Raw genomic sequence first — 24,688 nt, 5'->3', positions numbered from 1 at the left:
GAGAACCATGCCCCACCCCACCGAGACTGCCGGCGCAGTCGAAGCCGCACGACTCTCCCGCTGGATCGAGCGGTTCGCCGCGCTGACTGAAGCAGGTCACGGAGTCACCCGCCTCGCCTACTCACAGCTCGAACGAGACGCCCACGGCATCTTCGCCGACGACATGAAGTCACTCGGCCTCACTGTGACGACGGATGCCGCCGGCAACACGATCGCGGAACTCGCCCCAACCGAGCCCGAGTCCGCGCGAGGGGCGGTCGGCACGGGGTCGCACCTCGACAGCGTGCCGGAGGGAGGACGTTTCGATGGGATTGCCGGCGTGGTCGCCGGCATGGAGGTGGCACGCATTGCGGTCGAGACAGGACTGCCCCGGCGGCGCCCCTGGCGTTTCGTCGCCTTCGCGAGCGAGGAGGGTGCCCGGTTCGGCCAGGCCTGCAACGGCAGTCGGATGATCGCTGGGTTGACCGGCCCCGCCGACCTGCACGACTTCAGGGACGCCGACGGGGTCACGATCGCTCAGGCGATGGAGAGCGTCGGCCTCGCGCCGCACGCGGTGGAGACCGCGCGATGGGACGCGAGCGATTGGTTCGCCTTCGTCGAGATGCACATCGAGCAGGGCGGCCTCCTCGAGTCCAAGGGGGTGCCCGTCGGTGTCGTCGACACCATCTCGGGCAGCACGCGCCTCCAAGTCACCATGGTCGGGCAGGCCTCCCACACGGGAGGCACCCCCATGCACCTGCGTCGGGACGCCCTCGTCGCAGCATCCGAATGTGTGCTCGCCTGCCAGGCGATCGCGACTGATCCCGAGCACCACGGCACCCGCGTGACCGTGGGGCGCCTCGACGTGCACCCCGGGTCCATTACGACGATCCCAGGCAGGGTCGTCTTCACGGTCGACGTGCGCGACATCGACAGTGATCGCCAGCGACGCACAGGAGAGGCCCTCGCAGCTGCATTCGAACGCATCGCCAACCACCAGGGCACCGAGGTGAGTGTCGAAGTCATTGGTGACACCTCGCCAGTCGTGTTGCCCTCGTGGATCGTCGACCACATCGCGGCCGGCGCCGCCGATGCCGGGCTCAGTTACCGCATCCTTCCCAGCGGTGCCAGCCACGACAGTCAGCAGATCAACCGTGTCGTGCCAGCCGGCATGATCTTCGTGCCGAGCCGCGACGGACTCAGCCACGTGCCCGAAGAGTTCACCACCGCGGACGAACTCGCCCATGGCACGACCGTGCTGCTGCGCGCCATGACACGACTGGATGCCGCGGCATGAGCTCGACCGGCACTGCGGGCCTCGACGGGCTCATCACCCCTCGGCCCGACGAGACAACGCATCGACCTGATCCGACCTGGGAGTCGGCGGTCGTCGCGGAGCATGAACTCATCGGTGGCCGGTACCACCGGCTCGTTCTCCACGCTCCCGAGATCGCAGCGACGGCACTGGCTGGGCAGTTCGTCATGGTGACGGTGCCGGAGTCGACCGGGTCACGCATCCTGCTGCCGCGACCGATGGCGATCCACCGGCGCCGGGTCGCCACGGGCATCATCGAACTCATCTACAACGTCGTCGGCCGCGGCACCGCTGCCCTGACGGGGCTCACTTCGGGCGACCGCGTCGTCGTCACTGGTCCGCTCGGCCGCGGGTTCGAGATTCCGACGGGGGCGCGACGTGCCCTGCTCATTGGCCGCGGCATCGGTGTGTGCGCGGTCATGGGTGTTGCGGAGGATGCCGCCCCCTCGGGTGTCCACGTCACCGCCGTGCTCAGCGCGAATGCCCGTCAGTCGGTGATCGGCGAAAACGACTGTGCTGAGCTCGGCGTCGACGCGGTCGCGGTGAGTGACGATGAGGGCACCAGTTCGGTCGGCGCCCTTGCGGGGTTGCTCCGTGAGCGCTTTGAGACTGATCGGCCCGACGTCATCATGGTGTGCGGATCGAACCGACTCACCCGGCTTGCCGCGGAACTCGCGGCCGAATGGGGTTCAGCGGTCCAGGTATCCCTTGAAGCGCACATGGCGTGCGGTCTCGGGTACTGCCATGGATGTGCGGCGCCAGTCGCTGGCGCAGCCAACGAGGAGGGGCCGCTGGTGTGTGTCGACGGTCCGGTCTTCGATGTCATCGTCGATAGGGGAGAGGGCGAGGTTGCGGCATGACCGGCATTCGTGGGGTCCGCATCGCGGGCGGCAGTGAGATTGTCGATATTCGGATCGAGCGCGGGGTGATCGCGTCGATCACGCCATCGCAGGAGAATCCCGAGCATCCCTTTGTCGTGCTTCCCGGGTTTGTCGACCTGCACACGCACCTGCGTGAGCCAGGCGGCGAAACCTCCGAGACCATCGCGACGGGGACGCGTGCCGCCGCCGCCGGCGGCTACACCGACGTCTTTGCGATGGCCAATCTCACCCCCGTCACTGACACGGTCGAGCGCGTGCGCGACATCCGCGCCCGGGCTGAGGGCGCATCCGCTCGCGTGCACCCCATCGCGGCCGCGAGCGTCGGCCTCGTCGGCGAGGAGCTCACCGATCATGAGGCGCTCGCCGCCGAGGGTGTGACGGTGTTCTCCGACGACGGCAAATGCCTCAGCGCCGACGCCCTGGTGCGCGAGACCCTCGCGCGCATGGCTCGCCTCGGCACCGTCTTCGCGCAGCATGCGCAGCATCCCGAGATCGTGGGTGCCGGCGTCATCAATGAGCGAGTGGCGGATGCCGCGGGCGCCCCCGGCTGGCCCGTCGCGGGGGAGGAGGCGATCGTCGCGCGCGATATCGCCCTCGCGGAGGAGACCGGCGGCCACCTGCATGTCTGCCACGTGTCGACGGCGGGCACGGTCGAGCTCGTGCGTGACGCGAAACGCCGCGGCCTGCCCGTCACCGCCGAGGTCACGCCCCACCACCTCATGGTGAGTGACGATGACGCACTCGAGCGCGGCCCCGAGCTCAAGGTCAATCCGCCGCTGCGGTCAGGGGGCGACATCGAGGCGTTGCGTGCCGCACTCCGCGACGGCACGATCGACGTGATCGGCACTGACCACGCGCCGCATCCCATGGAGACGAAGCGTAAGCCCTGGACGGAGGCGGCCTTCGGGCTCACGGCGCTCGAGACGGCCCTGCCGATCGTCGCGGAGGTGCTCACGGAGGGTGGCGTGACCGACTGGGATGCGGTCGCCCGGGTGATGTCGCACACGCCCGCCCTCGTCGGTCGGATCGCCGAGGTCGCGGGTCGTCCCGTGGGGGTCGGGGAACCGGCAACACTCTGCGTCGTGCAACCCGCCGGCGACTGGATCGTCGACGCAGAACAGCACTACAGCCTCTCGCGCAACACGCCCTTCGACGGGCGCGCCATGCGTGCCCGCGTCGTCGCGACCATGATCGACGGGCGCCTCACGCACGGCTCACTCGCGGAGTAGTGGCTGCCTCTACTGGAAGCGTCGATCGGGGGTGAACCCCCGCAGCCGCAGGCTGTTGGTCACCACGAACACGCTCGAGAACGCCATCGCCGCCCCCGCGATCATGGGATTGAGGAGCCCGAGCGCCGCCAGCGGGATCGCGGCCACGTTGTACGCGAACGCCCAGAACAGGTTGCCCTTGATCGTCCCGAGCGTCCTGCGTGACAGCGTGATCGCATCCGCCACCGAGCGCAGGTCGCCCTGCACGAGGGTGAGGTCGCTCGCCTCGATCGCGATGTCGGTGCCGGTGCCCATCGAGAGGCCCAGGTCGGCTTGCGCTAGCGCGGGGGCGTCGTTGATGCCGTCGCCGACCATCGCGACGACGTGCCCCTCACTCTGAAGACGGGTGATGACATCCACCTTGTCGCCCGGCAGCACATCGGCGAACACCTGCTCGATGCCCGCCTCGGCGCCGACCTCGCGCGCGACCGCCTCGTTGTCGCCCGTCAGCAGCACCGGTGTCAGCCCGAGCGCCTTGAGTGATGCGATCGCCTCTGCGCTTGTCGGCTTGATCGTGTCAGCGATGACGAGGACTGCCCTGGCGGCACCGTCCCAGCCGACTGCGATTGAGGTGCGACCGGATGCCGCGGCCTCACGCTGCGCCTGCGCGAGGGTCTCATCGAGCGCGAGTCCCCAGTCGGCCAGCAGGCTCGGCCTGCCGACGACGACCGCGTGGCCGTCGACGACACCCTGCACGCCGAGGCCCTCGACGTTCTCGAACGACTCGGGTGCAGGCAGCTCACCCTGGGCAGACGCGGCGTCCGCGATGGCCCGGGCGATCGGATGCTCAGACGCCGCCTCGAGCGCACCGGCAAGCCTCAACGCCTCTTCGGGGGTGGTCGAATCGCCTGCGATCACGTCGAGCAGCGACATCCGCCCTTCGGTGACCGTGCCGGTCTTGTCGAGTACGACGGTGTCGATGCGGCGGGTGGATTCGAGCACCTCTGGGCCGCGGATGATGATGCCCAGTTGCGCCCCGCGTCCCGTGCCGACGAGGAGGGCGGTGGGGGTCGCGAGTCCGAGCGCGCACGGGCACGCGATGATGAGCACCGCGACGGCCGCCGTGAAGGCGAACTCGGGGGTCGCGCCCGACAGGAGCCACACAGTGAGCGTGACGGCCGCGATGACGAAGACAGTGGGCACGAAGATGCCCGAGATGCGATCGGCGAGGCGCTGCACCTCGGCCTTGCCCGACTGTGCCTGCTCCACGAGCCGCGCCATCTGGGCGAGTTGCGTGTCACTGCCCACGCGGGTGGCGCGCACGACGAGTCGTCCGCTCACGTTGGTGGTGGCGCCGACGACCGCGTCGCCGATGCCGACCTCGACGGGAACCGACTCGCCCGTCAACATGCTGCGATCAACGGCGGATGCCCCGGAGGTGACCACACCGTCGGTGGCGATCTTCTCACCCGGCCGCACGACGAACGCGTCGCCGACGGTCAGCTGGGCCACGGGCATCCGCTGTTCCTGGCCGTTGCGCAGGACCGCGACGTCCTTGGCTCCGAGGTCGAGGAGCGAGCGGAGTGCGTCGCCGGCGCGGCGCTTCGCCCGGTGCTCGAAGTAGCGACCGGCGAGCACGAAGACGGTGACGGCGGCGGCGACCTCGAGGTAGATGTTGCCGGCACCCGAGGTGGGCTCGAGGGTGAACTCGAAGCCGTGCGTCATGCCCGGCATTCCCGCGTGTCCGAAGAAGAGGGCATACACCGACCAGGCGAGGGCGGAGAAGGTGCCCACCGTGATGAGGGTGTCCATCGTGGCGGCGCCGTGGCGCAGGTTGATCCAGGTCGCGCGGTGGAATGGTGCCCCGCCCCACACGACGACGGGCGCCGCGAGGGTCAGCGACAGCCACTGCCAGTAGGTGAACTGCAACGCGGGCACCATCGCGAGCACGACGACGGGCACGGCGAGGATCGTGCTCACGATGAGCCGGTGCTTGAGCGATGACAGCTCGCGCTCGCCGAGGTCGGCCATGTGCTCGGCGTGCGGGTCGTGCTGCTCGCTCGGGGGCGGTGGCAGTTGCGCCGTGTAGCCCGCCTTCTCGACCTCGGCGATCAGCAGCGCAGGGTCGAGCATCTCGGGGAACCGCACGCTCGCCTTCTCCGTCGCGTAGTTGACCGATGCCTCAACGCCGTCGAGCTTGTTGAGTCGCTTCTCGATGCGGGCCGCGCAGGAGGCGCACGTCATCCCCTGCACGGCGAGGTCCAGGTCGATGAGCCCGGATGTCGCGGGCGTCGGGGTCATGGTGCTGCTGGCGAGTCGCTCAGCTCGTAGCCGGCCTCGTCGATCGCTGCCGCGACGGCCTCGGCATCGATCGCGGACTCGCTCTCGACGGTCACGAGTCCCGACGAGAGATCGACGTCAACCGTGTTGACGCCGTCGATCTTCGAGACCTCCTGCTTGACGGATGCGACGCAGTGCTCGCAGGTCATTCCACTCACGCTGTATTCGGTCTTCATGTGGACAACGATACCCCTAGGGGGTATAAAAGACAATGTGCATGGATACGAAGAACACAAAGAGCAGTTGCTCAAGCGCCTGCGTCGCGCGGAGGGCCAGGTTCGCGGTATCCACCGCATGATCGACGAGGATGCCTACTGCATCGACGTGCTCACGCAGGTCTCCGCCGCGACCAAGGCCCTTGAGACGGTCGCCCTCGCCCTGCTCGACGACCACCTCAAGCACTGCGTGGCCGAAGCCACGCGCGAGGGCGGGGAGGTTGCAGACCAGAAGATCGCGGAGGCCTCGGCCGCGATAGCGCGGCTCGTGCGCTCGTAACCCGGCCGATTTCCCCGAGTGGCCAAAGTTTTCGCCAAAGCCACTCGGATGCCCGAAACTTTGGCCACTCGGCCACCGGTTCGAACCTGCCCGCATGGCCTGATATAGTCATTCAGTTGGGTTTTGACCCGACATGCGCCCGTAGCTCAATGGATAGAGCATCTGACTACGGATCAGAAGGTTAGGGGTTCGAGTCCCTTCGGGCGCACAGGCAGAGGGCCCCAGCGAGTTTCGCTGGGGCCCTTCTTCATGCTCAGGTGGAGCGTCAGCCCTTTTCTCCCGGTACGCAGCACCTCGAGACGGCCCCGAGCGTCGAGAACGCGACCCGGCTCGGAGCAAGCTCGAGCGCGAGGGATGCGAGCAGCACCGTCACCCACATGACTCCTGCCGAGACCCAGGCCCACACGCGCGCGTTTCGGGCGATCGCCCCCACGATTGCGAAGGCGAGGGCGACGAAGGGCGGCCCGGATGTCTCGGGACGCAACAGCAGGTCGGCGACCGCGGCCGCGGTGACGAAGACGAGGACCGGTCCCGGCCAGCGCCGCGCAGCGAGGAGCACCAGGCATGCGGCAACCGTGATCGAGAGGCAAGCGGCCAGTCCGCGCTCAGGGCGAATGACGGGCCACCGGCGCGGGGCCCAGGGCCCCGCCATCCGAAGAGCGCGCCCGGTACCTGGATCAGTAGCGAGATTGCGACAGGCGCAGCCGTGCGCCCGGCGACGATCGCGGGCGCGCCCCAGCCAGCTCCCACGCGTCGTCGGAGCCGCCGGCGCCGAGCGGGGGTGCTGTCGTGCTCGAATGCTACTCGCGGGGGTGCGCGCCGCATCCGCCCACGGGAGTAAGGCCGCTACTACCCCGAGAGACAGGCATGCCCTAGCGGCCAACCCCCGCGCGAAGCTTCTCGCACAGGGCTTCCAGCTGCTGCAGCTCGTCATCGTCGAGCGCGGCACCGACGTGCGTGCTGATCGACTCCATGTGGACGACGGCGACGCGGCGGAACAGCTCGAACCCGGCATCGGTGAGGGAGACGATGACCCCGCGGGCATCCTTCGGGTCTGGGCGCTTCTCGATGAGCCCTCGGGCTGCGAGGCGGTCGACGAGCCGGCTGACGCTCGGCTGTGTGATGAGTAGGTCTGCGACGAGGTCACGGATGCGCAGGGCGCGCGTCGGCTGTCGCGACAGGTTGAAGAGCACGTCGTACTCGGTGAGCGAGATCTCCCCTGTCGGAAACTCGCGTCCGAGCTGTCGCATGACCGTGACCTGGGCACGGAACAGCGCCTCCCATGCCGACACCGCGGTTGTCTTCGACGCCATGATCGCCCCCTCTCGTGCCTACAGGTTAAGTGATTGAGGGCCCGTCGTAGAGGCTAACGACGGGCCCTCTCCCTTGCACCAAGAGTGTCCTGCAATCACATTCCGCGGGAGCTGCCACAGCAAACAACTTCCGCTGATCAAGACTGTATAACAGAAGGGTAACGACCGCTAGTTACCAATCTGTGATTTTTGCTGGCAGTTGCCTGACGCCCAAGATGTCGGCCAGACGACGGCTAGAAGCGGTCGGGCGAGGGTGTGCTCGTGTGCTGCACCGAGACATCCGCGTGGCGGTCGAAGCGGTAGCCGGCGCCGCGTACCGTGCGCACGATCTCCTCGTAGCCGCCCAGCTTGGAGCGCAGTCGCCGCACGTGCACGTCGATCGTGCGCACGTTGGGCGCCTCCTCGTCGTCGACGCCCCAGAGCCCGGCAATGAGCTCGGCGCGGTCGATCGTGCGTCCCTCGCGCAGCACGAGGTACTGGAGCAGCTCAAACTCCTTGTAAGTGAGCGGCGCGACCTCGCCCTCGAGCACGACCCGCTTGCGGGAGAGGTCGATGATGACGCCGCCGCGCGACTCGGGCTCGATGGGGGCCTCGTCCTGCTGGCGGTGCTTGGCGAGCGCGGCCGGGTCCTGGAGGGCGAGCCGCACGACGTCGACGTCGCGGCCGCCGACGCCCTGCGGTGCGAGGGCGACGGCCGCGTGGGTCTCGGCGGTCGGCACGAGCTGTTGGGTCAGGTTCTTGAGCGCCTCGACGATTGCGCCGAGGTCGGTGCCTGCCGCGGCCGCCTTGAGCTCGTCAACGCCCACGTAGAGCACGAAACCGCGCGCCTCGGTGCCCTCCGGCACGGCGCGGAGACGGCGGCGCTGGGCCGACTCGCCAGCGGAGGGTGCGGCGGGGCTGACAGTGGCGGATGCAGCGGGGCTCGCCGTCGCGGGCCCGGCAACGGCGTCGGAGATCTTGAGTGCAAGTGACATCGGTCGAATTCCTTCGTAAGGGGTGAAGGGCCTCTAATGATGAGGGTGCGATCCTTCGGTGTTACTTCAGGTGTGCGCTGGGAGTGGACACCCCGTCATGAAGGGGAGCCACCCGGAGTCCGTCGTGCACTTCCGCGATATGGCGCGGAGGGTGCGGGACCCGGCGTTCGGTTCTGTTGAGGAGCCGTGGCCGTCTAGGCGCACATTCGACAACACATGGCGCGTGCCGGCATCATCATGCCGGCGTTCCTCGAAGCCTCACAGGAGGTCGAAGTGCGCGCGAATGTAGTCATGCGGTCAAGTATCCGCCCGGTGGGGCAGTTTTTGCAAACGGGGAATCAGACCGTGCCGTAAAGGCGGTCGCCCGCGTCACCCAGGCCCGGCACGATGTATCCGTTCTCGTCGAGTCGCTCGTCGAGTGCACCCAGCACGATCGTGAGGTCACGACCGTCGGTGCCCTTGTCGATCGCTTCGAGGCCCTCGGGGGTTCCGAGGAGGCAGATCGCCGTGACATCCTGCGCCCCACGCCCGAAGAGGTAGTTGACCGCTGCGAGCAGCGACCCGCCCGTCGCGAGCATGGGGTCGAGCACGAAGCACTGGCGGTTCGACAGGTCTTCGGGCAGCCGCTCGGCGTAGGTCGTGGGCTCGAGCGTCTCCTCGTTGCGCACCATGCCGAGGAAGCCGACCTCCGCCGTCGGCACCAGCTTGGTCATGCCCTCGAGCATGCCGAGGCCCGCCCGCAGGATGGGAACGACGAGCGGTCGCGGGTCGGCGATCGCCACGCCGGTCGTCTCGGCGACAGGCGTCTGGATCGTGATGGGCACGGTGCGCACGTTGCGGGTCGCCTCGTAGGCGAGCAGCGTGACGAGCTCCTCGGTGAGGGCCCGGAAGGTGGGGGATGCGGTGTTCTCGTCGCGCAACACGGTCAGCTTGTGCGTGATGAGCGGGTGGTCGGCAACGTGAACTCGCATACGCTCAAACCTAGTCGAGAGGGGTTGTCGTTGACGACGTATACCGAGTGGATGCGCGCGCTCATTCGTGACGCTGCGCTCGCGACAGAGCATGGCGATGTGCCCGTCTCCGCCGTCGTGCTCGCCGCCGACGGCACCGTGCTCGGCCGGGGGCGCAATGAGCGCGAACTGCGCCACGACCCCACAGCCCACGCCGAGATGCTCGCGCTGCGACAGGCGGCGGATGCCACGGGCGACTGGCACCTCGACGGCACGACGCTCATCGTGACGCTCGAACCCTGCCCCATGTGTGCGGGAGCGATCCTCGCGGCGCGGGTGCCCGTGGTCGTCTTCGGGGCGTGGGACGACAAGGCCGGTGCATCCGGAAGCATCTACGACCTGCTGCGCGACCGGCGGCTGCCGCACCGCGCCGAGGTGCACGCGGGGGTCGAGGCGGATGCCTGCGCGGCCCAGCTCCGGGAGTTCTTCGAGCGTCTGCGCTAGGACAGCCCGGCCAGCCACTCCCCGAACATCGCGCGCGAGGCATCCTGCATGGCCGCGCTGTGGCGCGCGGCCTGCTCGCGCAGCTCGTCGGCCCCGCGCAGCCCGGCCTCGTTGTGCCGGATCCATGCCTCGTTCATCTCGGCCGTCACCTCGGGGTGGAACTGCACTGCGAGCACGCGATCGCCGAGGCGCCAGGCCTCATTGGGGTAGGCGTCGGAGGTCGCGAGCCGCTCTGCCCCCGCCGGGAGCTCGAAGTGATCCCCGTGCCACTCCAGCATCGGAACGCCGGCGACGTGGCGCACGGGAGAATCCTGCCCCGCCTCCGTGACGCGGATGTCCCGGTAGCCGATGTCGCGCTTCGGCCCCTTGAAGGCGGGCGAGCCGAGGGCCTCGGCCATGAGCTGGGCACCCAGGCACACGCCGAAGACGGGGGCCGCGGCATCCATTCGCTGCTGCAGCACCGAGAGTTCCTGCGAGATGAAGGGGTAGGCCTCCTTCTCATAGACGCCCATCTCGCCGCCGAGCACGACGAGCACGTCGGCTTCGAGGATCGCGGATGTCTCGGTCGCGAGGTCAGCCTCGGGCACCTCGATGTTGCGCACGGTGTAGCCGTGCTCTACGAGCACGGCTTCGAGGTTGCCGAGGTGGATGCGGGGCTCGTGCCGCAGCACGAGTGCGGTGCGGCTCAGTCGACACCCCGGATGAAGTAGACGTCGGTCGGCGGGTTGGCCTCGTCGGGCCGGCGGTAGACGTCGGGCTCGAGATAGATGCCGCTCGCGGTGGGGGCGACCTCGCGAATCGCTGCCTTCAGCTCCTCGATCGTTTCGGCGATCTCCGCCAGGCGGTCCTGCGCGGGGAACGCGATCGACGCACCGACAAGAAGCTCGTCGGAGGCAAGGCGCACCACCCGGAGGTCAACGAGCGACTGGACCCTGGGATGCGCATTGATCGCATCGCGGATCGCGTCGCTTTCAGCCTTGCTCACACTGCTTGCCGTGTCGCCGCCGTTCGTACTCATGCGCCTAATCCTAGGATGCTGCAATGACGACTTTGCGGCCCACCATCAGTTTCCTCGGCGCCGGTTCGATGGGGTCTTCGATCCTGCAGGGCCTGCTCTCGGGCGGCTTCGAGAGCGCGAGCATCCGCGTGACGAACCGCACGGATGCGAGCGCCGCGGCGCGCGAGTGGCCTGAGCCCGTGACATCCCTCTCCCTGGAGTCGAACCCGCGCGCCAACCTCGACGCCGTCGAGGGCGCCGACATCGTCGTCATCGGGGTGAAGCCGCACATGGTCGCTGACCTCCTGCGCGAGGTTGCGCCAGCGCTCGCCGAGGGCGCGATCGTCGTGAGCCTCGCGGCGGCCGTCTCGACCTCTGTCATGGAGGCGGCGCTGCCCGGGCACGTCGCGGTCGTGCGCACGATGCCGAATACGCCCACGGCGGTAGGGCTCGGCGTGACCGCCCTGAGTCGGGGAACTCGAACCTCCGACGAGCAGCTTGCCCTGGTCGAGCGGATGTTCGCGGCCGTCGGCGCCGTGCTGGTCGTCGACGAGAGCCGGATGGAAGCCGTGACGGGGGTCTCCGGCAGTGGCCCCGCCTACGTGTATTACATGGTCGAGTCGTTCATCCGGGGCGCTGAAGCGCAGGGCTTCACGCCCGAGGAGGCCGAGACGCTCGTGCTGCAGACCTTCCGCGGTGCCCTTGAGATGCTGCGCGTCTCGGGCAAGTCACCCCAGCAGCTGCGGCGCGACGTGACGAGCCCCAACGGCACGACCGAGCGCGCCATCGCTGTGCTGCAGGAGGCCGACCTGCCGGCCGTCCTCACGGCTGCGGTCGAGGCATCCGCTGCCCGCTCCCGCGAGCTCTCCCAGGGCTAGCGCCCTTTCACAATTCAGGAGCCGGCGTTCAGTATTCAGGAGCGAGAAAGCGCCGCTCCTGAATACTGAACGCTAGGACTGGGCGGCGAAGCGCTCAATGTCAGCCGCGTTGCCGCTGACAATCACGAGGTCATGGTTCGAGATGTGGGTCTCCGCGGTCGCGTAGGTGAAGTCCTGGCCGGGCGACTTGACGCCGACGACCGTCAGGCCGAACTTCTTGCGCACCTGCGACTCGGCGAGCGTCATGCCGCGGATCGACTTCGGCGGATACATCTTGACGATCGCGAAGTCATCGTCGAACTCGATGAAGTCGAGCATGCGGCCCGAGACCAGGTGGGCCGTGCGCTCGCCGGCCTCCGCCTCGGGGTAGATGACATGGTTGGCGCCGATTCGGGCGAGGATCTTGCCATGCGACTGGCTGATGGCCTTCGCCCAGATCTGCGGGATCTTGAGGTCGACGAGGTTGGCCGTGATGAGCACACTCGATTCAACGGATGATCCGGTCGCGACGACCGCGACAGCGAAATCTTGCGCGCCGATCTGTCGGAGCGCGTCGATGCTGCGCGCATCCGCCTGCACCGTGTGCGTCACGCGGTCGGCCCACTTCTGCACGAGCGCCGGGTCGGTGTCGACCGCCAGCACCTCGCGGTCGAGACGGTCGAGCTGGCCGGCCGTCGCGGCGCCGAAGCGGCCGAGGCCGATGACGAGCACGGGGGCGTCGTGGGGAATCCGGTCAACCAACGATGGGCCTCTCTTCCGCTCGCCGGAACAGTTGCCGGCGCTGGGAGGCCGCCAGTGCGGCGGCCAACGTCACTGTACCAACGCGCCCCGCCCACATGGTGGCCGCGAGCGCGTACTTTCCTGGGTCGGGGAGGGTCTCGGTGAGGCCCGTCGTGAGCCCGGATGTCGCGAACGCCGAGATCACGTCGAAGAGCACGAAGTCGAGCGGCGCCTTGGTGAGGTGCAGGATGAATATGGTCGCCGCCGCCACGATCGTGGCGCCCCACAGGGTCACGCTGACGGCGAGGCGCAGCACGTCGACGGGGATGCGCCGTTCGAATGCCTGCATGTCCTCGTCGCCGCGGGCCTCAGCGAAGGCGGCGAGGAACAGCACGGCGAGGGTCGTCACCTTGATGCCGCCCGCGGTCGAGGCCGAGCCGCCGCCGACGAACATGAGCATGTCGAGCACGAGCAGCGTCGAGCCGTTGGCTTCGCCGATGTCGATCGTCGAGAAGCCGCCGGAGCGCGACATGATCGAGATGAAGGTGCCCGTGAGTGGCCGCTGCACCGGGTCCTGCGCACCGAGGGTTGCGAGGTTGTTCCACTCGAGGAGTGTGAGCGCGAGCGCTCCCAGGATGATGAGCCCGATCGTCGTCGTCAGGGTGAGCTTGACGTGCACCGACCAGCGCTTGGGGTTTCGCCATCCGCGCGCGAGGGCGAAGATCACGGGAAAGCCGAGGCTGCCGAGGAACACCGCAAGCGCGAGCATCGACAGCATCCACGGGTCGCCTGTGAAGGGTTCGAGGCCGTCGGGGTTGGGCGTGAAGCCCGTGTTGGTGAAGGCGGATGCCGCGTAGTAGAACGACTGCCACACCGAGGTCCAGCCGTCGAACCCCGCAGCGAGCAGGCGCGGGTAGATGGAGATCGCGACGACGAGTTCGATCGCGATCGCACTGATCGCGACGGTCGCGAGCAGGCCGCCCATCTCGCCGAGCCGCACTGCCTGCGATTCCGACACGGGGCCGTGGTGGATGCGGGAGGGGTTGCTGTCGCTCGCCGCCATGAGCCGGGTGCGCAGTCCGAGGCGACGCGACACGATGAGTCCCATCATGCTCGCGACGGTGAGCACCCCGATGCCGCCCACCTGCAGGCCGATGAGGATTGCGATGTGGCCGAAAAGGCTCCAGTGGGTGCCCATGTCGACAACCGAGAGCCCCGTCACGCAGATCGTGGAGACCGCCGTGAAGAGGGCATCCACAAAGTTCGTCGTGTCGTCACCCGCGCGCGCAGACGGCAGCATGAGCACGGCGGTGAGGATGCCGATGAGGGCCGTGAAGACAAGGATCGCGAACCGTGCTGGCGACCCTGTCGCGAAGTCATCGAGCGCGTCGCGGAAGCGCTCGGAGCGCGTGCTGCGGGATACGGGCTTGCTACGCATGCGTTCCCTCGCCACTCCACTCCGCTCTACGGCGCCGCTGGCCTCGCGGACAGCATGTCATGGTACTCCCCGCCTGTGCCCGTTAGCCTGTTGCCATGGCGGACATTTTTGGCGTGATTGCGGACGCGACGCGCCGTGAGCTCCTGCAGGTTCTACTTGAACGCTACTCGGCGACGGACTCGCCGACGGGCGACATCAGCGTCGGTGAGCTGGTTGAGAAGCTTGGGCTGAGCCAGCCGACCGTCTCGAAGCACCTCAAGGTGCTCCGCGAATCCGGCCTCGTGGCCGTGCGCGAGGTTGGCCAGCACCGCTACTACCGCCTCGAGACCCAGCCACTCGAGACCGTCGAGGACTGGCTGATGCCGTTCATGGCCGTCGGCTACGGCACGGATGACGCGGACTTGTCGCGCTCGCTGGCCGGGGGCGCCTTCGCCGCATGGACGGGCGCACCGCTGACCGAGCCGCTCCGCCGCGCGGGTGAGACCCTGCAGCATCCGGGTGATGCGGGCGCCGCGGTCGGTCGTGCCATGGCGGATGCGACCCACGGTGTGCGCCACCGCTTCGAGGAGGCGTCGGAAAACGTGGAACGCCGTGTGATCGAGCCGATCAAGAAGAAGCTGAAGAAGGACTGACGAACTGTCCACAGCCCCAGATCGGGGCATGGACATTCTGTCACTTCCGGCTCTAGAGTAGCGATCAAGCACTCCAGTCACATCTGCACCGGGTGCTCCGCATGAGGGGTTTTCGATGGCACGCGATCTTTCCGACGTGAAGTTCCTGACGGTGGCTGAGGTCGCCGACATGATGCGCGTGTCCAAGATGACCGTCTACCGGCTGGTGCACTCGGGTGAACTGCCCGCCATTCGCTTCGGCCGTTCCTTCCGCGTGCCCGAGTCGGCGGTTCAGGCCGCGATCCAGTCCCACATCTCTGACGTCGGCTGAGCATCCGCTGCCGTTCGGGGGCTGGCCGTCAACGAGGCGCGCCGATGTCGGCTACACTGTCGAGAGGCAATTTTTCCGCGGTTCTGAACGGACCCGGTCGTCTGTTCAAGAATCAGTGAGGTACGTATGGGTTCCGTAATCAAGAAGCGTCGCAAGCGTATGGCGAAGAAGAAGCACCGCAAGCTGCTTCGCAAGACTCGCCACCAGCGCCGCAACAAGAAGTAGCGCAAGCGTTCACGAAGCGCCGAGCCGAAAGGCTCGGCGCTTCTGCGCTTAACGCGAGCCCGCGCATCCGGCCCTCGTCCTCAGGCGTTCGTGCCCGGCTTCGCCTCTCGCCGCACGCGCCTGCGGGCCGCGCGGATGCTCGACTTGTTGAGCCGCATCACCGACCAGCCGTTCCCGGTCGCATGCCGCATCAGTTCGGTGTCGGGATTGACGACGACGCGATTGCCGGCCAGCTCGAGGAGCGGGATGTCGTTGCGCGAATCGGAGTAGGCCCAGCAGTCCTCAAGTGGCGAGCCCGTGCGCTCTGCCAGCTCGCGTGCCGCCCTCGCCTTCTGCTCGCCATGCAGGAATCCGCCGACCAGGCGGCCGGTGAAGCATCCCTCTCTCACCTCGAGGCGTGTGCCGATCGCGCCGGTGAGCCCGAGACGGCGGGCGATGACGTCGGCCACGATCGAGGGGCTCGCGGTCACGAGCCACACCTGGTGGCCCTTCGCGAGGTGCTCGCGCGCAAGACCGACACTCTCGGGCCAGAGCCTGCGTTCGATCTGGCGGTCGAAGATCTCCTCCGCAAGCTCGAGCACCTCGGCTTCCCGCACGCCCGCCGCGAGGCCGAGTGCCCGCTCGCGAAGCCGCTCCAGGTGGTGCAGGTTCTCCCCGACCCGGATGAATCGTGCCTGCTGCCAGGCGAAACGCACGAGGTCGCGCACACCGACGTAGCCCCGCCGGTAGGCGCCGCCCCCGACGTGGTAGATGCTCGCACCCCGCATGAGGGTGTTGTCCACATCGAAGAAGGCGATGACCGGCCGGGTCCCGTCGTCGTTGGCGGTGGGCGCATTCATCCGCGCCATCGTAACCTCTGGGGTTCCCGTGGGGCGCGCCCACGAACTGGGGGCGGTCGGCGCCGAGCCGAGCGTGCAGGCCTGCGACTTAGCATTGGGGTATGCCCCACCTGACGCTGTTGACCCGGCCCGGCTGCCACCTCTGCGACGACGCCCGGGACGTCGTGACGGGGGTCATTGGGGAGCTGGATGCCGCGGCATCCGCTGTGCAGGTCACGCTCGAGGAGAAGTCGATCCTCGACGATGAGGCGCTGCTCGCGAGGTACTCGGAGGAGATCCCCGTACTCATGATCGATGGGCGTGTGCACAACATCTGGCGCATCGACCCGGAGCGGCTCCGCGCCGCCCTGACCGCCGAGTAGTCGCGGCTCAGCGGCGCTTCGCGGCGGACTCTGCCTCGGCGCGGGACTCGTAGACGGGCTCGTCGAGCACGAAGGCGAGGCGCTCCTCGGGGGCGACGAGCAGCAGGTCCGTCGGCTCCTCTGCCGTGTCGAAATCAGAGGCGGCCAGCGGCTCCCCGCCGAGGTGCACCGTCACGAGACCGCTGCCGGTCTCGAGCGAGTCGACCTCGAGGGCCGGGATGGGCTTGCCGTGCCGCTCGATGAGGCGCCCGATTGCGGCGCCGATGCCCTCGCTGCTCTGCATGAGGGCCTTCTCGTCGACGACCGTGTAGTCGTAGCGTGTGCGCACTGTGACGGTGAGCTCGTCGGCAACGCCCTCCTCGGGCTCCTCTGGCTCGTCGAAGAGCTCGTCGAGCGCATCCCCGTACTCGCCGACGGCCTCCCACAGGCGGCGGTCGACATCCTCGGCCTCGTCCTCAGAGCCGTTACCGGATGCGACGACATCGATGTGTCGACGCAGTATCTGGAGAAGCGCCTCCCCGGCCTCGATAGCGGACGTGCGGGCGGGGTCGGTGCTGCTCATTCCGCCACGCTAGCACCACCCCCATACCGCTGAGACGACACTCAAGCACCTTCACGGGACGCCGGAAGGTGCTTGAGTGTCGTCTCAGCGAGGAGGGCTTTGCAGGGTTCTCACAGTTGGGGGCGTAACGTCCGCCTCATGACGAAACTCATCAACTTCTCGATCGAGACCGAAGCGGAGAAGAGCGCAGATTTCCGCCGCGTGCTCTGGACGGGCGAGCACACCCAGCTCGTCATCATGACAATCCCGGTCGGTGGCGAGATCGGCGCGGAGACCCACCCCGACAACGACCAGATCCTGACGATTGTGAGCGGCACGGGCGAGGCGACGGTCTCCGGCAACAAGAAGCAGATTGCATCGGGCGACCTCGTGGTCGTGCCCGCCGGTCAGCATCACAACTTCGTCAACACGGGCCCCAACCCGCTCGTGCTCTACACGGTCTACGGCCCGCCAGACCACGCGGACGGCGCCGTGCACAAGACCAAGGAAGAGGCCGACCGCCTTGAGGAAGAGGGCAAGGACGAGCCGCCGCAGTAGCCTCTCCGGTCTTGTCGGCACCGTGAGCCTGCAGAAAGCGGCCGTTTCCCGTACGAAACGGCCGCTTTTTGCAGGCTCAGCGCTCTCGAGCCCCACAGATCCTGAGCTGATCTTCAGGGTCGGCTTCTAGAGTCAGCCGGTCATGACTGTGCCCCCAGTGCGTCCCCGCGGCCGTCGCCGCGCCGAGACACCGTCCACCTGGACGGGGATGCTCGCGACCCTTCCCGCGGGTACCCTTCGGCCCCGTGCGCCCGGGTCGGAAGCGGACACCCGAGCCGCGTCGGGCGACGGCCGGCCGCGCGGACGGCGCCGTTTCGGGGACAAGCGCCGCGGCATCCGACCCGGCGTCCTCGCTTCACTCGTGGCGGCTGCCGTCGCGCTCGCGGTGCTGACGGCCGCCGCCGTGCTGCCGGGGCTCGCAAGCACCAGACAGACGGATGCTCCGCCCGCCGCCCAGTCACTGCAGGTCGTCGGCACTCAACTCGCGGCGACCCCGCGCGACAGCTTCACGGCGACGCCCGGTGAGCAGACCTATGTTGCGGGCGGCACCAATCGCGACTGGGCGAGCCTCGTGCTGCACTATGGCGAGTGGCCGGTCACGGAGCAGAACGTCACCGTCATCATGCGGTGGATGCGGCAGGAGAACTACGAGAAGTCGTGGTGGAACCGCAACAACCCGCTCAACAACGGTTGGGGCTCCGGTGGCGGGGGAGGGCTCGGCTCCTACCCGAACCTGCGCGTTGCTGCGCAGAATGCCGCGGAGGCCCTTCACACACATCCGGGCTATGCGGGCATCCGCGAGGGCTTCTCGGCATCCGCCCCGACGGAGGTGACCGAGGCAGCCATCTGGGCGTCGCCGTGGGCGAGCAGCCACTACGCCAATGGCTCGCACTGGCACTACACGCCGACGCAGGTCATCGAGGCGCCCGCCGAGGCGTGGTGACGCTTTCCTAATTCAGGAAACGATGGGTGTTTCCTGAGTTGGGAGCACCAACTCCTGAGTTGGGAACGCCGACTCCTGAGTTGTGAGAGCCAACTCCTGAGTTGTGAGAGCCAGCTCCTGAAACAGGAGAGCCAGCTCCTGAAACAGGAGAGCCAGCTCCTGAATTGGGAGAGTGCCCTACGGCAGCAGGCGGTTCGGCCCGCGGAAGAGGTACGTCGTCTCGCGCAGGTTCGGCAGGCCGAGCATGAGCATCAGCACGCGCGAGAGGCCCATGCCGAAGCCACCGTGCGGCGGCACCCCGTAGCGGAAGAAGTCGAGGTAGAACTCGAGCTCCTCAGGGTCGAGGCCCTTCTCCTTCGCCTGCTCGACGAGCACGTCGACGCGGTGCTCGCGCTGCGCCCCCGTTGAAATCTCGACGCCGTTGTAGACGAGGTCGTAGCTGTTGGTGAGCGCCGCATCCTCGGCATTGCGCATGTGGTAGAACGGCCGGATGCTCGAGGCATAGTCGGTCAGGAACACGAAGTCGTGCCCGAACTGCTCCTTGACGTAGGCCGCGATCTGGCGCTCGCCCTCCGGGTCCATGTCGTCGTCGTGACGGGGGACCTCGTAGCCGCGCTCGGCGACGATGCGCTTCGCCTCCGCGAGGGGGATACGGGGGAAGGGCGTCGTCGGCACCTGCAGGTCGATGCCGAAGTGCTCGAGGATCGCTTCGCCGTGCTTCTCCTTGACGGCCGTGAGGCCGGCGACGAGCAGTTCCTCGTGCATCCGCATGACGTCTTCGTGTGAGGAGATCCAGCTGATCTCGGCGTCGACCGAGGTGAATTCGGTCGCGTGGCGCGAGGTGAAGGAGGGGTCGGCGCGGAAGGCCGGGCCGATCTCGAACACGCGGCCGAAGCCGGCCGGCTGCGCCATCTGCTTGAAGAATTGGGGGCTCTGCGCGAGGTAGGCCTTGCCCTCGAAGTACTCGACCTCGAAGAGTTCGGCGCGTGACTCGGAGGCGCTCGCCATGAGCTTGGGCGTGTGGATCTCGATGAAGTCGTTGTCGACCCAGTAGCTGCGCCAGGCGTGCTCGAGCGTCGTCTGGATCTTGAAGACGAGGGCGTGCTTGGGCACGCGCAGGTCGAGGAAGCGCCAGTCCATGCGCTTGTCGATGCCGCTGTCGTCGGCGATGGGCGTCTCGGGGATCGCGGCCGCCGCGACCTCGATCGAGTCGAGCTTGATCTCGACGCCGCCGAGCTTGACCCGCTCGTCGTGCTTGAGTTCGCCCACGGCCGTCAGGAACGTGCCCTGGGCGAGTCCGGAGATCGTCTCTGCGAGGGCATCCTCCGCCGGTGTGCCGTCTTCGTTGAAAACGCGCGGGTGCACGAGCTGCACGGCGCCGCTCTCGTCGCGCAGCACGACGAACTGCACCTTCTTCTGATCGCGAACCGTCTCGACCCAGCCGGAGACAGAGGTGGGGCCGTCGGGTGCCGCGGCGAGGTCCTTGATGAGGGTGCGTTCAGTCACGGCTCCAGTGTAGTTGCGCGCGATTGCGCGGACCTCGCGGGGCGAGCTTGCGAGCGACGAAGGAGCCTATCGAAACCCCTCGCATCACGTTCCGGTGTCGATACGGCCCCGGCGGGCCTGCTCAACCCGCGGGCAGGCATTTCTCAGGCATCCGTCTGCCTAGACTTGATGCGTGCCTGCCTCCCTCATTCATCTTGTTCGCCATGGCGAGGTGCATAACCCCGAGGGCGTGCTCTATGGCCGCATCCCTGGCTACCGGCTCTCGGAGCTCGGCCACCGGATGGCGGATGCCGCCGCCCAGCATCTCGAGGGCCACCCCGTCAAGGCGCTGTTCGCTTCGCCGCTCGAGCGTGCACAGGAGTCGGCGAAGCCGTGGTCGGAGCGCTTCGGCCTTGAGGTCACGACGGATGAGCGCCTGATCGAGCCCACCAACAGGTTCGAGGGCCAGACCTTCGAGTTCGGCCCCAAGATCATCACCAAGCCACAGTCGTGGCCGTGGGTCATGAACCCCTTCAAGCCGAGCTGGGGTGAGCCCTTCGCGAGTGTGGCCGACCGGATGCTCGCGGTCATCGAAGACGCCTGGAACTCCGTCGACGACGGCGAGGTCGTCATGGTCAGCCACCAGATGCCGATCGTGATGGTGCAGCGCTACGTGACGGGCCGCAAGCTCTACCATGACCCCCGCAAGCGCCGCTGCAGCCTCTCGAGCATCACGACGCTTCGCCGGGAGGACGACCGTTTCGTCGAGCACTCCTACGCTGAGCCCGCGGCCGAGCTGCTCGCGCAGGCCGCAGACCATGGGGCGGTGTGAGCGTGCGCGCATCCGTTCTTCGCCGCGGTGCGGCGATCCTCGCGCTCGGCGCGCTCTTCCTCACGGGCTGTACCGCCAGCGACCCGCTCGCCCAGAAGTACGGCAACGGCGGGGCGAGCAACACGGAGTCGAACGACGGCGCGATCCTGGAGATCACACCCGAGAACCGCGGTGCCGCCCCCGAGTACTCGGGCATGACCGACTCGGGCGTCGAGGTGTCGAGCACCGACTATGAGGGCCGCGTCGTGGTCGTGAACTTCTGGTACGCCGCCTGCGGCCCCTGCCGTGCCGAGGCCCCCGACCTTGAAGCCCTGCACCAGAAGCACAAGGACGACGGGGTCTCGTTCATCGGCGTCAACACCCTCGACCAGCCCGAGAACGCGCTCGCCTTCGCCCGCAAGTACGGCATCACCTACCCGTCGATCATGGACGGGGAGACGGGCGAGGTGCGTCTCGCCTTCGCCGGCCAGGCATCCCCGAGCGCCGTGCCGACGACGCTCGTGCTCGACAAGGAGGGGCGCGTCGCGGCCCGGTTCCTGGGGCAGATCACCGCGCCGGGCAACCTCGACACGATCATCCGTGAGCTCGTCGCGGAGGAGCTCTAGTGGATGTCGGCGAGATTGTCCTCGGGGGCAATCTCCTCCTCGCGATTCCCCTCGCCCTCCTCGCGGGCCTCGTCTCCTTCGCTTCGCCCTGCGTGCTCCCGCTCGTGCCCGGCTACCTCGGCTACATCGGCGGGGTCACCGAGGTCAGCGAAACGGATGCCTCGCGCCGCCGCTCCCGCAATCGCCTGCTGCTCGGGGTGCTGCTCTTCGTGCTCGGGTTCAGCGTGGTCTTCGTCACCTTCGGGTTGCTCTTCGGTGTCGCGGGGCTGCTCCTCATTCGCTGGATGGACATCATCACGCGCATCGCGGGCGTCATCATCATCGTCATGGGGCTCGTCTTCATCGGCGGCTTCGGCGCGATGCAGCGCACGATCAAGCCGCGCTGGAAGGTGGCGACGGGCCTCGCGGGGGCGCCGTTCCTCGGCATCGTGTTCGGCCTTGGCTGGGCGCCCTGCATCGGGCCGACGCTGGCCGCGGTGCTTGCCCTGAGCCTCGAGGGGGGTTCACCGGGTCGCGGCGCGCTGCTGGGCGCCGTGTACTGCCTCGGCCTCGGCATCCCCTTCCTGATCGTCGCGCTCGGCTTCGGCTGGGTGGCGGGTTCCGTTGCGTGGCTTAAGCGCAACATTCGTGTCGTCAACCTCGTTGGCGGCGCACTCCTCGTCCTCGTCGGCCTCGCCATGGTGACGGGGCTGTGGGGCATGTTCATCTCGAGTTTGGGATCGGTGATCGGCAGCTTTGTCCCGGCCATCTGACCATCACGACAGCCCGGCGCCCGCGCCGCGCGAGGGCGGAGTCAACCAGCCCTCCCTCGGCGTCGTCGGCTACCTGCGTTTCTTCTGGCGGCAACTGACGAGCATGCGCACCGCGCTCGTGCTGCTGCTCCTGCTCGCGCTGGCCGCGATCCCGGGCTCGCTCGTGCCGCAGCGCTCTTCTGACCCCAACGGCGTCACGCAGTACTACAGCGATCACCCAGACCTCGCCCCGGTGCTCGACGACTTGCAGCTCTTCGACGTCTTCGGCTCGGTGTGGTTCTCGGCCATCTACCTGCTGCTCTTCATCTCGCTCATCGGCTGCGTCATCCCGCGCACGCTCCACCACTTGAAGGCGCTCCGCACGCCGCCGCCCAAGACGCCGGCGCGCCTGTCGCGGCTGGAGGCCTATCGCTCGACTGAGGCGAAAGGCGTGACCGCGGCATCCGCCATCGAGTCGGCACGGACGCTGCTGCGCAAGTCCGGATACCGCGTGCGTGTCTTCGAGAAGGCGGGGGAGCTGTCGGTCTCGGCCGAGCGCGGCTACCTGCGCGAGACGGGCAACCTCATCTTTCACACCGCGCTCATCGGCGTGCTTGTCTCGGTGGGTATCGGCGGCGGCTTCGCCTACAACGGCCAGAAGGTCGTCGTGGAGGGCAAGCCCTTCGTCAACGTGCTGAACGACTACGACTCGTTCAGCCCCGGCCGCTTCTTCGACGAGGGCTCGCTGCCGCCCTACCGGCTCATCCTCGACGACTTCGACGCGAGCTACGAGACCGAGAACGTCAACGCCTTCGGGTTCGCGAGCAACTTCAGCGCCGATGTCACGGTGCACGAAGGCGGGCGCAGCCCCTATGAGGCACAGGTGCGTGTCAACGAACCGCTGCCGATAATGGGCCTCGATACCTATCTCGTCGGCAACGGCTACGCACCCCACGTGACGGTCACGGATGCCGATGGCAACATCGCCTTCACTGGGCCCGTGCCCTTCATCCCGCAGGATGACAACCTCACCTCCCTCGGCATCATCAAGGTCACGGATGCCGTGCCGGAGCAGATCGGCATGCGCGGCTTCTTCTACCCCTCGGCGGCTGTGCTTGAGTCGGGCGCGCTCACCTCGAACTTCGCCGACCTGCTCGACCCGGTGCTCACGCTCAACGTCTACACAGGTGACCTTGGCCTTGATGACGGCACGCCCCGCTCGGTGTACTCGCTCAATGTCGAGGGCATGCGAGAGATCGTCGGCGGCGACTCCGGTGTCGACTCGATCCAGCTGCGACCGGGGGAGTCCTACGAGCTGCCAGGTGGACGCGGCACCGTCACCTTCGATGACATGAGCGAGGCCTCGCCCGACGGGGAGAGCGTGCTGCGCTTCGCATCCTTCGACGTGCACCATGACCCGAGCGCCGGCTGGGTGCTCGTCTTCACGATCCTCGTCATCGGCGGGCTCATCGCGGGGCTCTTCGTACCGCGCCGCCGGGTGTGGGTCAAGGCGATCGATGGCGATGAGGGCATCCGCCTCGAATACGCTGGTCTCGCCCGCGGTGAGGACCCGGGCCTCGACGGCGCCGTGCGTGATCTGGCCGAGCGGCACGCCCAGGCGCTCGGGGTTAGGCTTAGCTAGTGTCCGACGTGCTTGATTCCTACTCGCTGGTCGCCGTCTACTCGGCGATGGCGGTCTACGTGTTCGCCTTTGTGCTGTTCACGATCGACCTCGCCAAGCGTTCCACCTATGCGACGGCCGCTGCCGACCAGCTCGCCATGTCGGAGCGGCAGGTGGCCTCAGCATCCGGCACCACCACCGCCACCCTCGAGAAGACGACGACGGATGTCGCGGCACCCCGTTACCGCTTGGAACGGATCGCCTTCGCCCTGACCATCCTCGCGACGCTGCTGCACGTCGCCGCGGTCGTGCTTCGTGGCGTCGCCCAGGGCTTCGTGCCGTGGGCCAACATGTTCGAGTTCTCGCTGACCTCCTCGGCAATCGTGGCGCTCGTGTTCGTGCTGCTGCAGTTCTGGCAGGACCTGAAGTTCCTCGGCGCCTACATCGTCGGCGGCCTGCTCATCACGCTCGGTGTCGCGACGGTCAACTTCTACGTGCCGGTCAAGCCGCTGCCTGACGCGCTCGACTCGTACTGGCTCGTCATCCACGTATTCGTGGCCGCCCTCGGCACGGCGCTCTTCGCGATCGGTGCCGCGCTCTCGCTCCTGCAGTTGCTGCAGTCGCGCCGCGAGACGAGCGGCAAGGGCATCGGCTTCCTCCGCACGCTGCCCAGGGCCGACCGCCTCGAGAACCTCGCCTACCTGGTGACGGTCGTCGGCTTCGTCTTCTGGACCTTCACGCTCGTCGCCGGGGCCATCTGGGCCGAGCGCGCCTGGGGTCGCTACTGGGGTTGGGACACCAAGGAGGTGTGGACGTTCATCATCTGGACCGTCTACGCCGGCTACATCCACGCCCGCGCAACCCGCGGCTGGCGCGGCGCCCGCTCGGCCTGGCTCGCGCTCATCGGCTTCGGTTCGGTGCTCTTCAACTACGTGATCGTCAACCAGTTCTTCAAGGGGCTGCACAGCTACAGCGGGCTGTAGGCCGGCAACGGCCGTATCGACACCCGCGC

The 24,688-nt window shown here is 67.8% G+C and carries 30 protein-coding genes and 1 tRNA gene; 18 read left to right on the top strand and 13 right to left on the bottom strand.

The window, feature by feature from the left end; all coding sequences use genetic code 11:
• The first annotated feature begins 7 nt into the window (after nt 1-7).
• Genes FVA74_RS12965 through FVA74_RS12955 form a run of 3 tightly spaced genes read left to right on the top strand, consistent with a single transcriptional unit; the run spans nt 8 to nt 3,404 of the window.
• A complete protein-coding gene (locus tag FVA74_RS12965) occupies nt 8-1,276 on the top strand; it encodes a Zn-dependent hydrolase (RefSeq protein WP_147722892.1) in 1,269 nt (422 codons plus the stop codon).
• Nucleotides 1,273-2,154: a dihydroorotate dehydrogenase electron transfer subunit gene (locus tag FVA74_RS12960; protein WP_147722891.1), complete on the top strand. Its 882-nt coding sequence runs from the start codon at nt 1,273-1,275 to the stop codon at nt 2,152-2,154. The genes FVA74_RS12965 and FVA74_RS12960 overlap by 4 nt, the downstream gene beginning before the upstream one ends.
• A complete protein-coding gene (locus tag FVA74_RS12955; protein ID WP_147722890.1) occupies nt 2,151-3,404 on the top strand; it encodes a dihydroorotase in 1,254 nt (417 codons plus the stop codon). Before FVA74_RS12960 ends, FVA74_RS12955 begins: the two co-directional genes overlap by 4 nt.
• Nucleotides 3,405-3,413: 9 nt before the next feature.
• On the opposite strand, the gene FVA74_RS12950 is transcribed toward FVA74_RS12955, so the two are convergent.
• Both FVA74_RS12950 and FVA74_RS12945 read right to left on the bottom strand, forming a co-directional pair.
• A complete protein-coding gene (locus tag FVA74_RS12950) occupies nt 3,414-5,684 on the bottom strand; it encodes a cation-translocating P-type ATPase (RefSeq protein ID WP_147722889.1) in 2,271 nt (756 codons plus the stop codon).
• A complete protein-coding gene (locus FVA74_RS12945) occupies nt 5,681-5,899 on the bottom strand; it encodes a heavy-metal-associated domain-containing protein (RefSeq protein WP_147722888.1) in 219 nt (72 codons plus the stop codon). The genes FVA74_RS12950 and FVA74_RS12945 overlap by 4 nt, the downstream gene beginning before the upstream one ends.
• Here FVA74_RS12945 and FVA74_RS12940 point away from each other — a divergent pair.
• Nucleotides 5,898-6,218 carry a metal-sensitive transcriptional regulator gene (locus tag FVA74_RS12940; protein WP_147722887.1) on the top strand — a complete coding sequence of 107 codons (321 nt, stop codon included), beginning with the start codon at nt 5,898-5,900 and terminating at the stop codon, nt 6,216-6,218. The two genes, FVA74_RS12945 and FVA74_RS12940, sit on opposite strands and share 2 nt — an antisense overlap.
• Nucleotides 6,219-6,353: 135 nt before the next feature.
• Nucleotides 6,354-6,426 (top strand) — tRNA-Arg (locus FVA74_RS12935).
• 57 nt (nt 6,427-6,483) lie between these two features.
• Here the strand turns inward: FVA74_RS12935 and FVA74_RS12930 are convergent.
• The 4 genes from FVA74_RS12930 to upp form a co-directional block, all read right to left on the bottom strand.
• Nucleotides 6,484-6,870, bottom strand: coding sequence for a hypothetical protein (locus FVA74_RS12930; protein ID WP_147722886.1), 387 nt, complete (start codon nt 6,868-6,870; stop codon nt 6,484-6,486).
• Nucleotides 6,871-7,090: 220 nt separating this feature from the next.
• Entirely contained in the window at nt 7,091-7,531 is a 441-nt protein-coding gene (locus FVA74_RS12925) for a MarR family winged helix-turn-helix transcriptional regulator (protein WP_147722885.1), read from the bottom strand.
• A 233-nt stretch (nt 7,532-7,764) separates the two neighbouring features.
• Nucleotides 7,765-8,505 (bottom strand): winged helix-turn-helix domain-containing protein, encoded by a 741-nt coding sequence (locus FVA74_RS12920; RefSeq protein ID WP_147722884.1) that lies wholly within the window; start codon nt 8,503-8,505, stop codon nt 7,765-7,767.
• Between the two features lie 338 nt (nt 8,506-8,843).
• A complete protein-coding gene (gene upp, locus FVA74_RS12915) occupies nt 8,844-9,476 on the bottom strand; it encodes a uracil phosphoribosyltransferase (RefSeq protein ID WP_147722883.1) in 633 nt (210 codons plus the stop codon).
• 51 nt (nt 9,477-9,527) lie between these two features.
• On the opposite strand from upp, the gene FVA74_RS12910 reads away from it, so the two are divergent.
• Complete coding sequence (locus FVA74_RS12910) at nt 9,528-9,959, top strand: nucleoside deaminase (RefSeq protein ID WP_187266509.1); 432 nt, start codon at nt 9,528-9,530, stop codon at nt 9,957-9,959.
• On the opposite strand, the gene FVA74_RS12905 is transcribed toward FVA74_RS12910, so the two are convergent.
• Complete coding sequence (locus tag FVA74_RS12905; RefSeq protein ID WP_240792247.1) at nt 9,956-10,630, bottom strand: glutamine amidotransferase; 675 nt, start codon at nt 10,628-10,630, stop codon at nt 9,956-9,958. The two genes, FVA74_RS12910 and FVA74_RS12905, sit on opposite strands and share 4 nt — an antisense overlap.
• A gap of 14 nt (nt 10,631-10,644) precedes the next feature.
• The gene (locus tag FVA74_RS12900) at nt 10,645-10,977 is read right to left on the bottom strand and encodes a hypothetical protein (RefSeq protein ID WP_147722880.1); all 333 of its coding nucleotides are present in this window, start codon (nt 10,975-10,977) and stop codon (nt 10,645-10,647) included.
• Between the two features lie 23 nt (nt 10,978-11,000).
• Here FVA74_RS12900 and proC point away from each other — a divergent pair, with 23 nt between their 5' ends.
• Nucleotides 11,001-11,834, top strand: a complete 834-nt coding sequence (gene proC, locus FVA74_RS12895; protein ID WP_147722879.1) for a pyrroline-5-carboxylate reductase — start codon at nt 11,001-11,003, stop codon at nt 11,832-11,834.
• Nucleotides 11,835-11,906: 72 nt separating this feature from the next.
• On the opposite strand, the gene FVA74_RS12890 is transcribed toward proC, so the two are convergent.
• Entirely contained in the window at nt 11,907-12,575 is a 669-nt protein-coding gene (locus FVA74_RS12890; RefSeq protein ID WP_147722878.1) for a TrkA family potassium uptake protein, read from the bottom strand.
• The gene (locus tag FVA74_RS12885; protein ID WP_147722877.1) at nt 12,568-13,992 is read right to left on the bottom strand and encodes a TrkH family potassium uptake protein; all 1,425 of its coding nucleotides are present in this window, start codon (nt 13,990-13,992) and stop codon (nt 12,568-12,570) included. Before FVA74_RS12885 ends, FVA74_RS12890 begins: the two co-directional genes overlap by 8 nt.
• Nucleotides 13,993-14,087: 95 nt before the next feature.
• Here FVA74_RS12885 and FVA74_RS13915 point away from each other — a divergent pair, with 95 nt between their 5' ends.
• From FVA74_RS13915 to FVA74_RS12870, 3 genes are all read left to right on the top strand, one after another.
• Complete coding sequence (locus FVA74_RS13915) at nt 14,088-14,624, top strand: helix-turn-helix transcriptional regulator (RefSeq protein WP_147722876.1); 537 nt, start codon at nt 14,088-14,090, stop codon at nt 14,622-14,624.
• Nucleotides 14,625-14,739: 115 nt separating this feature from the next.
• Entirely contained in the window at nt 14,740-14,934 is a 195-nt protein-coding gene (locus FVA74_RS12875; protein ID WP_147722875.1) for a helix-turn-helix domain-containing protein, read from the top strand.
• A gap of 126 nt (nt 14,935-15,060) precedes the next feature.
• Nucleotides 15,061-15,159: a 30S ribosomal protein bS22 gene (locus FVA74_RS12870; protein WP_003792170.1), complete on the top strand. Its 99-nt coding sequence runs from the start codon at nt 15,061-15,063 to the stop codon at nt 15,157-15,159.
• Between the two features lie 80 nt (nt 15,160-15,239).
• On the opposite strand, the gene FVA74_RS12865 is transcribed toward FVA74_RS12870, so the two are convergent.
• On the bottom strand, nt 15,240-15,998 hold the full coding sequence (locus FVA74_RS12865; RefSeq protein ID WP_147722874.1) for an HAD family phosphatase: 759 nt from the start codon (nt 15,996-15,998) through the stop codon (nt 15,240-15,242).
• A gap of 101 nt (nt 15,999-16,099) precedes the next feature.
• Between FVA74_RS12865 and FVA74_RS12860 the strand changes: the two genes are divergently transcribed.
• Entirely contained in the window at nt 16,100-16,360 is a 261-nt protein-coding gene (locus FVA74_RS12860; protein WP_147722873.1) for a glutaredoxin family protein, read from the top strand.
• Nucleotides 16,361-16,367: 7 nt separating this feature from the next.
• Here FVA74_RS12860 and FVA74_RS12855 read toward each other — a convergent pair whose 3' ends face one another.
• A complete protein-coding gene (locus tag FVA74_RS12855; RefSeq protein ID WP_147722872.1) occupies nt 16,368-16,922 on the bottom strand; it encodes a hypothetical protein in 555 nt (184 codons plus the stop codon).
• 138 nt (nt 16,923-17,060) lie between these two features.
• Here FVA74_RS12855 and FVA74_RS12850 point away from each other — a divergent pair, with 138 nt between their 5' ends.
• Entirely contained in the window at nt 17,061-17,459 is a 399-nt protein-coding gene (locus tag FVA74_RS12850; protein ID WP_147722871.1) for a cupin domain-containing protein, read from the top strand.
• Between the two features lie 142 nt (nt 17,460-17,601).
• A complete protein-coding gene (locus FVA74_RS12845) occupies nt 17,602-18,402 on the top strand; it encodes a hypothetical protein (protein WP_147722870.1) in 801 nt (266 codons plus the stop codon).
• Nucleotides 18,403-18,579: 177 nt separating this feature from the next.
• Here the strand turns inward: FVA74_RS12845 and aspS are convergent, their stop codons facing one another.
• Nucleotides 18,580-19,908, bottom strand: coding sequence for an aspartate--tRNA(Asn) ligase (gene aspS / locus FVA74_RS12835; RefSeq protein WP_147722869.1), 1,329 nt, complete (start codon nt 19,906-19,908; stop codon nt 18,580-18,582).
• A 172-nt stretch (nt 19,909-20,080) separates the two neighbouring features.
• Here aspS and FVA74_RS12830 point away from each other — a divergent pair, with 172 nt between their 5' ends.
• The 5 genes from FVA74_RS12830 to ccsB are packed head-to-tail and all read left to right on the top strand — an operon-like array spanning nt 20,081 to nt 24,659.
• Nucleotides 20,081-20,719, top strand: a complete 639-nt coding sequence (locus FVA74_RS12830) for a histidine phosphatase family protein (protein WP_147722868.1) — start codon at nt 20,081-20,083, stop codon at nt 20,717-20,719.
• Between the two features lie 2 nt (nt 20,720-20,721).
• The gene (locus tag FVA74_RS12825; protein WP_240792246.1) at nt 20,722-21,324 is read left to right on the top strand and encodes a TlpA disulfide reductase family protein; all 603 of its coding nucleotides are present in this window, start codon (nt 20,722-20,724) and stop codon (nt 21,322-21,324) included.
• Nucleotides 21,324-22,076, top strand: coding sequence for a cytochrome c biogenesis CcdA family protein (locus FVA74_RS12820; RefSeq protein WP_147722866.1), 753 nt, complete (start codon nt 21,324-21,326; stop codon nt 22,074-22,076). The genes FVA74_RS12825 and FVA74_RS12820 overlap by 1 nt, the downstream gene beginning before the upstream one ends.
• Nucleotides 22,060-23,697 (top strand): cytochrome c biogenesis protein ResB, encoded by a 1,638-nt coding sequence (locus tag FVA74_RS12815; protein ID WP_147722865.1) that lies wholly within the window; start codon nt 22,060-22,062, stop codon nt 23,695-23,697. Before FVA74_RS12820 ends, FVA74_RS12815 begins: the two co-directional genes overlap by 17 nt.
• Nucleotides 23,697-24,659, top strand: coding sequence for a c-type cytochrome biogenesis protein CcsB (ccsB, locus tag FVA74_RS12810; protein WP_240792245.1), 963 nt, complete (start codon nt 23,697-23,699; stop codon nt 24,657-24,659). Before FVA74_RS12815 ends, ccsB begins: the two co-directional genes overlap by 1 nt.
• The last annotated feature ends 29 nt before the right edge of the window (nt 24,660-24,688 follow it).

The organism is Salinibacterium sp. dk2585, from assembly GCF_008001035.1.
GTDB lineage: Bacteria > Actinomycetota > Actinomycetes > Actinomycetales > Microbacteriaceae > Homoserinimonas.
This window is presented reverse-complemented; position numbering and strand designations above follow the sequence as displayed.